This is a genomic window from Mucilaginibacter aquaedulcis (assembly GCF_030409325.1).
GTDB lineage: Bacteria > Bacteroidota > Bacteroidia > Sphingobacteriales > Sphingobacteriaceae > Mucilaginibacter > Mucilaginibacter aquaedulcis.
The window spans coordinates 703,048-717,660 of the sequence record NZ_JAUFPR010000002.1 but is presented as its reverse complement, the minus strand read 5'-3'; the positions used below and the strand labels follow the sequence as shown (position 1 = coordinate 717,660).

Genomic DNA, 14,613 nt, shown 5'->3' with positions numbered 1-14,613 from the left:
GAAATATTGAACTTATGTTTTAATAGTAGCAGGTGGTGATGGGTTTGTATTTATGGGTTCAGTGTTTAAATGTTCCATTTCCACATCACCTGTATCAATTCTTTTGTATCGTTTAACATCATAGTAAATGTGCTTTCCTTCGCTAATGTTAGGGGTAAAGATCAGGTAGTCTGGTTTGTCTCCAGCCATATCCGGCGTATTGATCAATAATAACATATCAGCAACAGAAATAATATTATTGCTCATAATAAGAGGGCCACTTAACTCAACTGAATTGTTCTTATAAGATGTTAGTATATCGAAACGAATGCTATATTGATTTTGAGGGACCATGTAACCATAAGAAACCAGTTGAATAGGTTTGCTTTCATCAGTAGTATCAGGTAAATAATAGGTAAAAACGAAACTTTCAATACCAGGGGAATTATTGATTAAGGCTTGAATGGCACTTATATCATATTTTAGCCAGTAAAACTTTAGTGTTTGAATATCTTTCATGAGGGTGATTAATTATGAAACAAATATATAATCTGTAGGCTTAAGTATTAAGCGTATAAATACGTATATTTTTTATTCCGTATTTATACCTTTTAATAGTTAGATAAAATTAATTGAGTGGAATTTGGTAACTAAAATGGAAGGGAATTCATCAATGAAGTATAAAAAATAATATTGGCACGAAAATTTATGCTTTAAATCTGATTATATCATAATATTTTCTCACTCCATATCCTTCACGTTATGAATGAATTAGAAAATTGGTTAATTGGATTTTTGAAGGTCAAAAATCACCAGGGAATTAAATGCAGAATTATTCCCTATAAAAGTGGCAAAGTTGTTAAGTATATGTTTCAGGTTAACGAGAACCTTAGAAACATAGAAAATTACCTGACACCCGAAGAATTACTTCATTATAAGACGTTGATCAGAAAAGCAACCTCACCATCAATTTGCTTATCCTTATTTGTTTTTTTTAATCAGTACGCTTTATAACGGGGAATTGATTAGCCATATATCACATTTGAATGAGGCGATATTTCCCCATATGGCACTTTTCCTGATTCGAAAGCTTGTAAGCAATAATGCAATCATATATTGCTTTAATGGAAATATGATTTTTAAATTGGGTTTTGTTGAAACTTTCTATCGAATGTACATTTAAACAATTTTTGTGTTTATGATTCTGTAAATAAGGTTTAACTTAGCCTTTTTATCATAAGTGTTGCACAGAATCTATTGATGATTGAAAGTAATAATACTCCCGAACTATATATTGTGGGTGCCGGCCCTGGAGATGTAGAATTAATAACAGTTAAAGGCTATAAAATTTTGCAGCAGGCAAATGTCGTCTTATACGATAATTTGGCTAACAAAGAGCTTTTGAGTATTACCCGTGATGATTGCGAAAAAATATATGTTGGTAAACAACCTTATGGTAAATACACATCGCAGGATGAAATACATGATCTTATAAAGCATTATGCCTTTACTAAAGGTAAAGTTGTAAGGCTAAAAGGCGGTGACCCTTTTATATTCGGGAGAGGGTATGAAGAAATACTATTTGCCAGACAACATGGTATTGAAACACATTTTGTTCCTGGCATAAGCAGTATGCAGGCGTCAGGTTTTGAAGATATTCCTTTAACACATCGTAATATTAGCGAAAGTATTTGGGTTGTTACAGGAACAAAAAAGGATGGCACCCTATCTGCCGACTTACGCTTAGCCATGCAAAGCAATGCTACCGTGGTCATCTACATGGGCATGAAAAAACTGAATGAAATTGCGGCAACCTATACAGAGGCGGGTAAAGGCTTTACTCCGGCAGCAATTATACAACATGCATCATTGCCTAACCGGAAAATAGCCAAAGGTCAGATCCGGGATTTGCCAAAAATAGCAATTGATGGCCATTTTACTCACCCAGCCATAATCATTATTGGAGCTGTAGCAGGTTTGGGTTCATGAGCAACATCTCGAATGATATACAATCTGTAGAAAATCTTAAACCCATCATGTTTGTAGGTACAGCATCTGATGTTGGCAAAAGTATAATTACAACAGGGTTTTGCCGAATTTTTAAGCAGGACGGTTATCTTCCAGCGCCTTTTAAAGCGCAAAATATGTCTTTAAATAGCTTTGTTACACCTGATGGACTTGAAATTGGCCGGGCACAGGCTGTACAGGCCGAAGCCGCTGGTGTTGAATGCCACACCGATATGAATCCAGTGCTTCTTAAACCCACTACAGATAAAAGTTCACAGGTTGTTTTATTGGGCAAAGCAGTTGGCAATATGTCGGCCAAAGATTATTTTAAACCTGCCGGAAGAGAGCAACTGTTTTCTGAGGTTAAAAATGCATTTCACCGTTTAGCGGGAAAATACAATCCGGTTGTTATGGAAGGTGCAGGAAGTATTTCTGAACTAAACCTGAAAAGTCGTGACATAACCAATATGCGTATGGCTAAAGAAGCCGGCGCTGCTACTTACCTAGTAACCGATATTGAACGGGGTGGAATTTTTGCCAGTCTTTATGGAACCATCGCTTTATTAGATGATGAAGAGCGGCAATTGATCAAAGGAATTATCATCAATAAATTCAGGGGAGATATAAGTCTGTTTGATGAAGGAAAAAAGAAAATTGAAGAGCTCTGCGGAGTTCCTGTAATAGGGATTTTACCTTATTTTAAAGATATTATAATTGAAGAAGAGGATTCAGTTGCGCTGAAACAAAAAATGACCAGCCCGGTAAATGGGAAAGTGAACATTGCTGTTATTCTTTTGAACCGCCTGTCAAATTTTACTGATTTTAACCGGCTGGAGAACGATTCGAGAGTGAATTTATTTTACTCTAACAATGCGGATGAAATTTCCAAAGCAGATATTATAATTCTTCCTGGTACCAAAAACACTATTGAAGATACCATTGCTATCAGAAACAGTGGCGTAGCTGAAGCTATTCAGAATGCTCACCGATTAGGTAAAACTATAATTGGTATTTGCGGGGGATATCAAATGTTAGGGCAGTCCATAGCCGATCCGTATCATATCGAAAGCACCATTTCCAAAACGGCCGGGCTTGGATTGCTGCCGGTAAATACAATTTTACAAGCTGAAAAAACTACCCGACAAAGCTCTTTTAAATTTCAGCATTTGGAAGATGAATGTATAGGATACGAAATACACATGGGCGAAACAGTTGCTGCTGAAGCAAGTCCTCTTAATTTTTTATCAGACGGCCAAACAGATGGCTATTTGCTGAACGAACGATGCTGGGGTACTTATATGCATGGTATTTTAGATAATGAGATTGTAATTAACTACTTACTTACACCTTATACAAACATTCAGCAGGAAATTATAAACTATACAGAGTTTAAAGACCAACAATATGATAAACTTGCAGCTTTATTCAGAGAACATATTGATATGAACTATGTTTACCAATCCTTAAAATATTAATCGTATGCTTTATGGGCATGGTGATGATGGCTACCAGTTTAAAGCCGATATTATTGCAGATTTCAGCACCAATGTTTGGTATGGAGGAGAGCCTGAGGGTTTGAAGGAGCATATTTTTAGTCATTGGAACACGATAAATAAATATCCCGAGGTACTGGCAGAGAGCTTAATACAAAAAATTAGTGACCATCACAGTTTAAAGCCTGGTAACATACTGGTTAACAGTGGTAGCACCGAAAGTATTTATTTAATTGCTCAGGCATTCAGAAAACTTAAAACAAGTATTATAACACCTGCCTTTGCCGAGTACGAAGATGCGGCGCGGCTGTATGAGCACCAGGTAAATTTTATTGACTGGAATACTTTGGCTCCTGATGTTAAAATCGAATCTGATCTTATATTTTTATGTAACCCTAATAACCCAACAGGGGAGATCTTTTTTGAGGTTGAGGATTTAATCAGAAATAATTCACAAACTTTATTTGTTGTAGATGAGGCATTTATTGAATTTACTTTATCTGTAAATTCACTGATTGAATTAGTAAATCAATATCCAAACCTTATTATACTTCGCTCGCTTACAAAAGCTTATGCCATTCCGGGGCTTCGTTTAGGATATATTGTATCTTCTGAACAACTCATCAGTAAATTAAAGCAATTTAAATTTCCATGGTCGGTTAATATTGTTGCTATAGAAACAGGTAAATTTATTTTTGATAATCATGAGGCTATCCAAATACCGATAAAAGATTTATTAACGGAAAAAGAACGTTTTGTTGCTTCCCTGAAAGAAGCACCCATTAATATCTATAATAGCCATACTCATTTTTTTCTTGCCGAGTTATTAAATGGAGAAGCATCTGCTTTGAAGCAATATCTTTTAAGAAATCACGGAATATTGATTAGAGATGCGAGTAATTTTCGTGGACTTGGTGCAGGGCATTTTCGGCTTGCTACGTTAAGTGCGGATAAAAATCAATTGTTGGTTAATGCATTAAAAGAATGGAGAAACCATACCTCATAATTATACCTTTGATAGCAGGCTATCTGCTTGATCTTGCACTTGGCGATCCCGAACAATTTCCGCATCCGGTAAAGTTTTTTGGAAATATTATAGGCTTTTCAGAACGATCATTGAATAAAAATCGCGGTAGGTTTTTAAAAGGTATGCTATTGGTTACCATTCTATGCGGTGTTTGCTTCTTGGTCTTTTATTTTGTTTCCGCCATTCTGATAAACCAGGGCTGGGTAGTTTACACAGCCTATAGCAGTATTTTTGTTTATTTTGGATTGGCTAATAAAGGGCTTATCAATGAGGGAAAAAAGGTTTTTGATGTGCTGAACAAGGAAGGAATTGAAGCGGGGCGAAAACAGCTATCTCGAATTGTAGGCCGCGATACTTCAAATCTTAGTATACAGCAAATTCGCATAGCGGTACTTGAAACTATGTCAGAAAATCTGAGCGACGGTGTTATCGCTCCTTTATTTTATTACGCTGTTGCAGGTATACCCGGCATGATGACTTATAAGTTAATTAATACGTTCGACTCAATGATCGGATATCGAAGCGAAAGGTATGAACAGTTTGGAAAGTTTGCCGCTCGTTTGGATGATGTAACCAATTTTATACCATCAAGGCTTACAGCGGTATTAATGATAGGTGTGTCTTTTAGTAAATCAGCAATTAACTTTGTTTTACTATATGGCAATAAACATAAAAGCCCTAATGCAGGATATCCTGAAGCGGCTCTTGCGGGAATATTAGATACACGTTTTGGAGGCCCTAATACATATCATGGAATTTTATTTGATAAACCTTTTATTGGTAAAAATGATAGGATAGTTGAACATCAGGAAATTAAGAAAGTCATTAATATCAACCACAAAGCTTGTTTATTAATGATTATTCTAATTATAGTACTTACTCTAACCACCTGTTATGTCTAAATTTATAATAACAGGTGGTCCAGGCTCGGGTAAAACAAAATTGCTGGAAGCATTAAAATCATTAAATTATAACTGTTCGGAAGAGGCTTCGCGCCAGTTGATTGTACAGGAGGTTAAATTAAGGTCGAACTGCTTACCATGGATTGATCTGAGTTGCTTTGCAGATAAGGTACTGGATAAAATGGTTTCATCGTACCGAGCAACTGTTAAGAGCGAATTAACGTTTTATGACAGAGGGATTCCTGATATTATCGCTTACCTTAAAGTAGCTGGTTTACCGGTCCCTGATAATTATTACCATATATCGCAACAACATCCTTATCATAAAACGGTATTTATACTCCCGCCATGGCAGGAGATTTATGTAAATGATACTGAACGTTGGCAAACATATCCCGAATCTGAACAATTGTATTGGGGTATAGCAGAAACTTACGAGTCGTTAAGCTATACTTTAGTTGAAGTGCCTAAACTATCTGTAAAAGAGAGGGTAAATTTTATTATAGATCATATTAATACAGCACACGTAAAATAAGATGCCTGATAGGTCACAGTTTTTAATTGCCGCCCCCTCAAGTGATTCCGGTAAAACTACGGTTACACTTGGTTTATTAAGAGCTATTGCTAATCGCGGATTAAAAGTACAACCGTTTAAATGCGGGCCAGACTATATCGATCCAATTTTACATCAAAAAGCCAGCGATAATAATAGTATAAATCTGGATACTTACATGGCAAGCAGCGCTCATGTAAAGGGTTTATATAACAGATACTTACAAAAAAGTGATGTAGCGATAGTTGAAGGAGTAATGGGTCTATTTGATGGGGCTGATAAGATGAAGGGTAGCAGTGCAGAAATTGCCATGTTGTTAGATATTCCCATAATATTAGTGATGAATGCCAAAGCCATGGCATATTCTGCAGCGGCGCTTATTCATGGTTTTAAGAGCTTTCAGCCCATCCTAAAAATTGCAGGTGTTATTTTTAATAATGTAAATACTCCTTCGCACTATAATATCCTAAAAGAAGCCTGTAAAGATGTTGACGTAGAGCCATTAGGATATCTGCCAACCCAACCTGATGTAAAAATTCCTTCACGGCATTTAGGGCTTAGCATTGCTGCTGATATAAACTTTGATACACTGTGCGATAAAATAGCAACATCGCTTAAGGAAACAGTTGATATTCAACGGTTGCTGGAATTAACTACCCGTAGCACTGTCGAAAAAATTAATGAAGAAGAGCCCGCAAATAATAGAAGATATACAATCGCTGTAGCTCATGATGAAGCTTTTCGATTCACTTATCATGAAAACCTGGAGGTATTAAAAGAGTTTGGAAGGGTGGTTTATTTTAGCCCTTTAACAGATAGCAAACTCCCCCCGTGCGATCTTTTATATTTGGCCGGAGGCTATCCAGAGCTATTTGTTGAGCAATTAAGTCAAAATAAGAGCATGCTTAATGCTGTTCATAAATACTGTTTAAACAACGGAAAAACGTATGCTGAATGCGGCGGAATGATGTATTTAGGTGAATATATTATTGATAAACAGGGTAAACAATTTCAGATGGCCGGTTTTTTGCCTTTGACAACATCCATGGAAAACCCCAAACTACACCTGGGGTACCGATCCATTTTTGTTAATGATCTTAATATAAAAGGGCATGAGTTTCATTATTCAACTTGTACAGAATTAAGCGAGGTGGAGAAGTTAGATTGCACTGTTTTTAACGCAAGGCAAGTTGCCCTTACTCCAAATATTTATCGTAAAAACAATACGCTGGCTTCTTATAACCATCTTTATTGGGGCGAGGAAAAAACTTTCATTGATAGATTATTGCAGGGTAAGCTATAAAGTCTGTTAGTAATAGATTTAGAACTCGGTCTGATATTGATGAACTATTGATGGAAATTCTTAATATTTTTGGCAGAAGTCAATCCTCAATATGCAATCAAAATTAAATAATGGCAGAAATTAAACGGCAACGTGTTACAAGGACAGATGGAAAAGCCATTAATCTGGTTCAAAGAAGAGGACATTTGTCTTATTGCTATAATGCTTGTTGCTGTGGTAGAACCGACCGTGGATTTAGCGCAGTACCAGTAGATTTATATAAAAGTGAATGGATGCGCCGCAAAATAAGAAACGTGGTGCATATGACCAAAGGAGGCTGTTTGGGGCCTTGTACATTGGCTAATGTGGTAACATTGCTTTTCGACGGGCATTCTGTTTGGTTCCATTCTATAAATAATGACTGGCAGGTTATTGCCATATTTGATTACATTGAAAGCATGATCTCGGCTGATGGTTTCCTGGTGCCACCTGCCGAACTAAACGAATACGTTTTCCAGTTTTATACATGGAAAGGTGCAGAAGCTCCAACGCTTTCCGACACATTTGTACATAAGGATGGTATGGTTTTTTTAACCCACGCTGATACAGATTTACTAACCCTGCATCATGCCATGCAATTACTTCCTGAAGATTTCCCCAAAACATTGGGAGTAAATTTACAGGCTGTAAAAAGCGAATCGCACATGGCCCAACTGCTTGACAGGGAGATAGCTGATGCCAAGATCATTATTCTCCGGATATTAGGGCGACCAAGCAGTATACCCGGATTTAGTGAGTTGGTTCAAAGAGCTCAAAAGCAAAACCAACAACTTATTATCATAAGCGGAACCGGAGATTTTAACCCGGAATATGCGGCTGTATCGACAGTTTCGCCTGATATTCTGCAAGAAACATTAAACTACTTACAGGCAGGTGGGTCAGCAAATTTGGCCTCGTTGCTTTATTTTCTTTCGGATCGTTTGCTATTATCTGGTTTCGGTTATGATGCACCGGTTATTTTGCCTGAGCATGGTATTTATCATCCGGATCTTCCTGAGAACGCGACGATGGAAGATTGGGAAAAATATAAGGATAGTAATTTAGCAACTATCGGGATCACATTTTACAGGGCCCATTATATCAGTGGTAATACAGGTTTCGTTGATTCATTGATAAGGGCTTTGGAAGACAGGGGATTAAATGTTCTTCCCGTTTTCACTGCTTCATTAAAATCTTTAAACTCTGCTTCGGGTTGGCCTGAAGCATTTCAATTTTTTAGAAATGCAGATCAAACAACAATTGATGTATTGATCAACACAGTTTCATTTGCCATGCAGGATGGCACTGAAAAAGCAGATGAAAATGTATTGAGCAAACTGGATGTTCCTATTCTTCAGGCTATAACCAGCGGTATGAGCCGTGGTTCATGGGAATCATCAAGTAGGGGCCTAAATCCTTTGGATACTGCTATGAATGTAGCTATTCCGGAGTTTGATGGTCGTATAATCACTGTACCCATATCATTTAAAGAAAAAGGGAGAGAGGTTAAAGGTTATGAACCACTTGAAGATCGTGTTGAAAGGGTTGCAGGTATTGCAACACGCTTTGCGCGTTTGCGGCATATACCTAATAAGGCAAAAAAAGTTGCTTTCATATTTACTAACTCCAGCAGTAAGGCATCTCAAATAGGTAATGCTGTTGGTTTGGATGCTCCTGCATCTTTAATGACCATCCTACAAGCGATGCAAGCCGAAGGTTATCAAATTAATGACCTGCCTGATTCTGGAACGCAGCTGATCCATGATCTGATTAACAGATGCTCATATGACGAAACTTATTTAACAACTGAACAGTTGCTTAATGCTGTTGGCCGTGTTTCTGGACATCAATATTCATCCTGGTTTAATGAATTGCCTGAAGCATTGAAAAAATCAATGGAAAAGCAATGGGGAGCCGCCCCGGGCGAAACGTATGTACACGACAACCACATTTCTTTCGCAGGCCTTGAATTTGGTAATATTTTAGTCGCCCTACAGCCCCCACGCGGATACGGTATGGATCCTGATGCCATTTATCACCAGCCTGATTTGCCGCCTACACACCATTATTATGCATTTTATCAATGGCTACGTAACAGTTGGGGCGCAGACGCTATTGTACATGTGGGTAAGCATGGCACTTTGGAGTGGTTGCCTGGTAAAGGCATAGGCTTATCAGAAAATTGTTTTCCGGATGCATTTTTGGCAGATATGCCGCTTTTTTATCCTTTTATCATCAATGATCCGGGCGAAGGTTCGCAGGCAAAACGCCGGGCACACGCTGTAGTGGTTGATCATCTTACTCCGGCAATGACCTCGGCTGATAGTTATGGTGAATTGGCTTTACTCACACAACTGGTTGACGAATATTACCAGGTTGAAACCTTAGATCCATCCAAACTTCCATTGCTGCAACGCCAGATTTGGGATCTGATTAAACAAACCAATTTGGATAAAGACCTTTCGGTAATGTTAAAAAGGGATCATGGCGACCACGTACACGAGTGGGACGATGAAATGACGCCTGAAGGCGTACCGGTGAGCATCAGCGAAATGGATGGGAAAGATATAGCACACTTGATTGAGGATATTGATGGGTATTTATGCGAATTGGGCGCAGCTCAGATCCGTAACGGTCTGCATACTTTAGGTCAGATACCCGAGGATGATGCGCTAACAGATATGTTGCAATCGCTTACCCGTCTTTCCAATATTGGTACTCCAAGCCTGCCCGCAGCAATAGCAGATTTTTTAGGTTTTGACATCAATGAGCTTTTAGATAAAAAGGGCCAACGTCTTTCAGAAATACCACAACATTTTATAACATTAGCCAGTAGACCGGTTGTAACAGCCACAGATTCTTTAGAAGTAATTGATGAATTGGGTAATCATTTAATTCAATCACTTCAGAAAAAAGGGTTCAATACTGATACTGTAAATCAAGTGTTTTATGAAACATTTGATTTATACGCAGATGATGTAAAAAGTGAGGGCATAATTGAAGTATTACAATTTATATGTACCTCATTGATGCATAACTTAACGCAAACTTATGACGAAATAACTAATCTTCTGCACGGCTTATCAGGTGGGTATGTAGCTGCCGGACCGAGTGGGGCACCTACGCGTGGTATGGCTCATATATTACCTACAGGGCGTAATTTTTATAGTGTAGACCCAAGAGCTTTGCCGTCACAGGCGGCATGGCAGGTTGGACAGCAATTGGCTCGTGAAGTATTACAACGACATTTCAAGGAAACCGGTTTTTATCCTGAAAATGTAGCCATCAGTATTTGGGGAACAAGTGCCATGCGTACTCAGGGTGATGATGTTGCCGAAATTTTAGCACTATTAGGGGTAAGACCGATATGGCAGGCCGAAAGCCGGCGTGTGGTAGGTTTGGAACTTATTCCTTTAACAGAGCTTAACAGACCCAGAATTGATGTTACTACTCGCATCAGTGGGTTCTTTCGCGATGCTTTTCCGCACTTGATAGATTTGATTGACGACGCTGTTCAGATGGCAATATCGGCAGATGAGCCAGATGAGCAGAATTTTGTTCGAAAACATTACCTAAAAGATTTAACTGAACTTAAGGCGCAGGACCTATCTATTGAACAGGCGGAAGAGAAAGCATCCTATCGCATTTTTGGTTCGCCACCAGGTAGTTATGGTGCCGGTATTTTACCACTCATCCAGGAACGGAATTGGGAAACAGATGCTGATTTCTCTTCAGTGTATATTAATTGGGGTGGCTACGCTTACGGGAAAAACGTGAGTGGAGTAGATGCCCGTAATGAATTTAAGCAGCGATTGGCTGTTGTTGAGGTGGCCCTGCACAATCAGGATAACCGGGAGCATGATATTTTTGATAGCGATGACTACCTTCAATTCCATGGCGGCATGATAGCCACAATTCGCAATTTAACCGGCAAGCAGCCTAAGGGCTATTTTGGTGATACGCAAAACCCAGACCGGGCAGCTGTAAGGGATTTGAAAGAAGAGGTATTGCGGGTTTTTCGATCGCGGGTGGTGAATCCAAAATGGCTGGAAAGTATTAAAAAACATGGTTATAAAGGTGGTCTGGAACTCACTACCACGGTTGACTATATTTTCGGCTATGATGCCACTGCACAGGTTGTTGATGATTGGATGTATCAGCAAATAGCAGAAACTTATGCCTTGAATACCGATATGCAGGAGTTTTTTGCACAAAATAATCCATGGGCCTTACAGGCCATTACAGAAAGGTTGCTGGAAGCAGCAAAGCGTGATATGTGGTCTGCATCACCGGAAACGTTGCAAGATCTGCAAGCCCTGTACCTGCATGGCGAAACATTATTAGAAGAACGGAACGAAGTTTAATGCGCTTAAGTAGGAATATGCTACTTTTATAAATTAAGGAATGTATTTATGAATTATCCATTTACAGCAATAGTAGGGCAGGAAAAACTTAAAAAGGCATTGCTGTTATGCGCCATTAACCCAGGTATTGGTGGGGTATTGATCCAAGGAGATAAGGGAACTGCGAAAAGTACCGCGGCCAGAGCCCTGGCTGATATAGTCCCTGCAATTACTAAAATAAATAATTGCTCCTTTGGTTGTTTACCAACAGAGCCTTTGGATTTTTGCGATGCATGTCAACAACAGGATAAACAGCTGATTCAGGGACAGGTACCATTTATTAATCTACCTTTGGGAGCAACTGAGGAGCGCGTTTTGGGGAACCTGGACCTGGAACAGGTATTGATTGAAAAGAAGAAAAAACTTCAACCTGGTTTACTTGCTGCTGCACATCAGGGTGTTCTTTATGTAGACGAAGTAAATCTATTAGCTGATCATTTGGTTGATGTATTGTTAGATGTGTCGGTTACAGGTGAAAATGTAATAGAGCGTGAGGGTTTGTCGCTCAGCCACCCCGCCCGGTTTACACTGATTGGTACTATGAACCCAGAAGAAGGGTATTTACGGCCTCAGTTTTTAGACAGGTTTGGGCTAATGGTTGAAGTTGAAGCTCCTGTTGATATAGCTGAAAGAACCGAAGTTGTACGACGTAGAATCGCCTTTGAGCGTGATCAGGCAGCATTTGTTAGACAATGGGAATCAGCACAAAGTGGTTTACAAAATCAACTAATTGAGGCAAAAAAACTGCTGTCGTTGGTTCAATTGAATGATGAGCTGCTAACGCTGATTAGTGAACTTACAACAGAGTTGAATGTAAAAAGCCTACGGGCAGATATTGTCATATACAAAACGGCTGTCACTATTGCCGCATTGAATCAACGTACCGAAGTTTCGGCAGAAGACATAAGAGAAGCTGCGAATCTGGCTTTGGCTCATCGAAGCAAAAAGCATCCATTTAATAACGCGCCTAATAAACAGGATAAGCCAAAAGAACAACCGAATCATTCGCCAGATGAACAGACATCCCAACAAAAACCAACTCAGGCTCCGGTTATGGGTGAAGATTCGTTCAAAAATCCCGCTTCGTCAAATGGGAATCAGGATTTATCAGGTAAAGATAAACAAGAACAACCTATAGCTGAACAAGTTTTTGAGGCATCAGAACCATTATCCCTGCCACAAATTAAAATTAATAATTTACTGCCAAAACAATCCGAACAAAACGGGCGGCGAGGAATAAATACAAAAGCGGTTCGAGGTTTATATACCAATCCTGAGCTCACTAAAAATACAACAGACATTGCAGTTGATGCTACGGTGCTTCATGCTTTGGTACGAAACCCTGATGGTCTGGATATTACTATCGACGATCTGCACAGGAAAAAGCGCAACGGCAAAAGCAACAACTTGATTTTATTTGTGGTAGATGCATCCGGATCAATGGCTGCAAGCAAAAGAATGGAAGCTGTAAAGGGAACTGTTATTGGCTTGTTAACGGATGCATATCAAAAACGAGATACGGTAGGGGTAATTGCTTTTCGTGGTATTGAGGCACAAATTCTTCTTAACCCAACTCAAAGCGTTGAGTTGGCAGAACAAGCCATGAAAACCTTGCCTACAGGTGGCAGAACCCCATTACCTCATGCCCTGCAAACCGCTATACAATTATTGACCAGATTTGATCAAATTAATAACTATAATCCTGTTTTAATTATCCTTACAGATGGAAAAGCCAACGTTTCGTTACCGGGTGGTGGTGATGCCTGGATGCAAACACTTGCGTTAGCCGATCGAATTAGTAAGTTAAATATCCAATCAGTAGTATTAAATACCGACCTGAATTATTTGAATCTGAATAGGGCAAAAGAGTTGGCAACATCTATTGGAGGGCAATATTTATCATTAAGCGATATATCAAAAGAACAACTTACGCCAATAGTAAATCAATTTGTATAGTGTTTTGAAAAAGTTAACAGAGAAGTAAGAAAATGAAAGAAGGGATATTGCTTTGCGGGCATGGCAGCAGAAAAACTGCCGGGGTTGAGGAGTTTAAAAAATTGGTAGAGATATTGAAAGGCCGCTATGCGCACACTTTTGAGGTAGATTATGGCTTTTTAGAATTTAATCACCCTCTTTTTGAAGCGGCTGTTGAACGTTTGTACAGCAAGGGCATCCGTACTATTTACGCCTTGCCAGTTATTCTGTTTGCGGGTGCGCATGCTAAAAATGATATCCCTTATGAGTTAAATACTATTCAATCCTATTATCCGGACCTGAAAATAAAGATGGGGAGCCCGATTGGAGTGAATGCACATGTACTCGATCTGGCGAAAAAAAGAATTGAAGAAACAGAACTTACTTTAAATTATATTGACAGAAAAGAAACCTGCCTTGTAGTTGTAGGGCGGGGAACCACCGATCCTGACGCGAATAGTGACGTGAATAAATTGATGAGTATGTTATGGGAAGGGATGGGCTTTGGTTTCGCTACAACTGCCTACAGTGGTACCGCATATCCTTCGGTTGATCAATCTTTACACCTGGTTGAAAAGCTCGGATTTAAAAGAACAATTGTAATTCCATTCTTCTTTTTTACCGGTGTTTTACTGGACAGGATCTATACTGCTTTAGAAGAAAAAAACAATAGCTCCCTCCAGGAATTTGTATATACAGCCCCCTTTGGAACCGATGAACTGATATTAAAAGCCTTTGATGATCGTTTAAACCAGGTTATTAATGGCGAAGGAAATATGAACTGCCAGCTTTGTAAATATCGTACACAAATTATCGGATTTGAACAGGAGGTGGGTAAAGATCAGATTGGCCACCACCTTAATGTGAAAGGTGTGCTTTTTGAAGAAGATGAAAAAATTGGAGAGAAAAAGAATTCTATTGGCCGTAGTTTTAAAAAGCTATTAGGTATTTAAA

Annotated in this window: 10 protein-coding genes; 9 read left to right on the top strand and 1 reads right to left on the bottom strand. The window is 38.9% G+C overall.

Features of this window, described 5'->3' with window-relative positions; genetic code table 11:
- Positions 1-12 precede the first annotated feature (12 nt).
- On the bottom strand, positions 13-498 hold the full coding sequence (locus QWZ01_RS07570) for a hypothetical protein (protein ID WP_290322695.1): 486 nt from the start codon (positions 496-498) through the stop codon (positions 13-15).
- A 741-nt stretch (positions 499-1,239) separates the two neighbouring features.
- Here QWZ01_RS07570 and cobA point away from each other — a divergent pair.
- From cobA to QWZ01_RS07525, 9 genes are all read left to right on the top strand, one after another.
- Positions 1,240-1,968 carry a uroporphyrinogen-III C-methyltransferase gene (cobA, locus tag QWZ01_RS07565; RefSeq protein ID WP_290322694.1) on the top strand — a complete coding sequence of 243 codons (729 nt, stop codon included), beginning with the start codon at positions 1,240-1,242 and terminating at the stop codon, positions 1,966-1,968.
- Positions 1,965-3,461, top strand: coding sequence for a cobyric acid synthase (locus tag QWZ01_RS07560; protein WP_290322693.1), 1,497 nt, complete (start codon positions 1,965-1,967; stop codon positions 3,459-3,461). Before cobA ends, QWZ01_RS07560 begins: the two co-directional genes overlap by 4 nt.
- A 4-nt stretch (positions 3,462-3,465) precedes the next feature.
- The gene (locus tag QWZ01_RS07555) at positions 3,466-4,485 is read left to right on the top strand and encodes a pyridoxal phosphate-dependent aminotransferase (RefSeq protein ID WP_290322692.1); all 1,020 of its coding nucleotides are present in this window, start codon (positions 3,466-3,468) and stop codon (positions 4,483-4,485) included.
- Between the two features lie 8 nt (positions 4,486-4,493).
- On the top strand, positions 4,494-5,408 hold the full coding sequence (gene cbiB / locus QWZ01_RS07550; protein ID WP_290322691.1) for an adenosylcobinamide-phosphate synthase CbiB: 915 nt from the start codon (positions 4,494-4,496) through the stop codon (positions 5,406-5,408).
- The gene (locus QWZ01_RS07545) at positions 5,401-5,943 is read left to right on the top strand and encodes an AAA family ATPase (protein ID WP_290322690.1); all 543 of its coding nucleotides are present in this window, start codon (positions 5,401-5,403) and stop codon (positions 5,941-5,943) included. The genes cbiB and QWZ01_RS07545 overlap by 8 nt, the downstream gene beginning before the upstream one ends.
- Before the next feature lies 1 nt (position 5,944).
- A complete protein-coding gene (locus QWZ01_RS07540; protein WP_290322689.1) occupies positions 5,945-7,264 on the top strand; it encodes a cobyrinic acid a,c-diamide synthase CobB in 1,320 nt (439 codons plus the stop codon).
- Between the two features lie 272 nt (positions 7,265-7,536).
- Positions 7,537-11,646, top strand: coding sequence for a magnesium chelatase subunit H (gene bchH, locus QWZ01_RS07535; RefSeq protein WP_290322688.1), 4,110 nt, complete (start codon positions 7,537-7,539; stop codon positions 11,644-11,646).
- A gap of 48 nt (positions 11,647-11,694) precedes the next feature.
- Positions 11,695-13,641, top strand: a complete 1,947-nt coding sequence (locus QWZ01_RS07530) for a magnesium chelatase subunit D family protein (protein WP_290322687.1) — start codon at positions 11,695-11,697, stop codon at positions 13,639-13,641.
- 32 nt (positions 13,642-13,673) lie between these two features.
- The gene (locus QWZ01_RS07525; RefSeq protein ID WP_290322686.1) at positions 13,674-14,612 is read left to right on the top strand and encodes a sirohydrochlorin chelatase; all 939 of its coding nucleotides are present in this window, start codon (positions 13,674-13,676) and stop codon (positions 14,610-14,612) included.
- Position 14,613 lies beyond the last annotated feature (1 nt).

Bases quoted from the DNA above. Each gene is read 5' to 3' on its own strand.
- QWZ01_RS07570 (WP_290322695.1), bottom strand. From the start codon at position 498: ATGAAAGATATTCAAACACTAAAGTTTTACTGGCTAAAATATGATATA.
- cobA (WP_290322694.1), top strand. From the start codon at position 1,240: ATGATTGAAAGTAATAATACTCCCGAACTATATATTGTGGGTGCCGGC.
- QWZ01_RS07560 (WP_290322693.1), top strand. From the start codon at position 1,965: ATGAGCAACATCTCGAATGATATACAATCTGTAGAAAATCTTAAACCC.
- QWZ01_RS07555 (WP_290322692.1), top strand. From the start codon at position 3,466: ATGCTTTATGGGCATGGTGATGATGGCTACCAGTTTAAAGCCGATATT.
- QWZ01_RS07545 (WP_290322690.1), top strand. From the start codon at position 5,401: ATGTCTAAATTTATAATAACAGGTGGTCCAGGCTCGGGTAAAACAAAA.
- QWZ01_RS07540 (WP_290322689.1), top strand. From the start codon at position 5,945: ATGCCTGATAGGTCACAGTTTTTAATTGCCGCCCCCTCAAGTGATTCC.
- bchH (WP_290322688.1), top strand. From the start codon at position 7,537: ATGCGCCGCAAAATAAGAAACGTGGTGCATATGACCAAAGGAGGCTGT.
- QWZ01_RS07530 (WP_290322687.1), top strand. From the start codon at position 11,695: ATGAATTATCCATTTACAGCAATAGTAGGGCAGGAAAAACTTAAAAAG.
- QWZ01_RS07525 (WP_290322686.1), top strand. From the start codon at position 13,674: ATGAAAGAAGGGATATTGCTTTGCGGGCATGGCAGCAGAAAAACTGCC.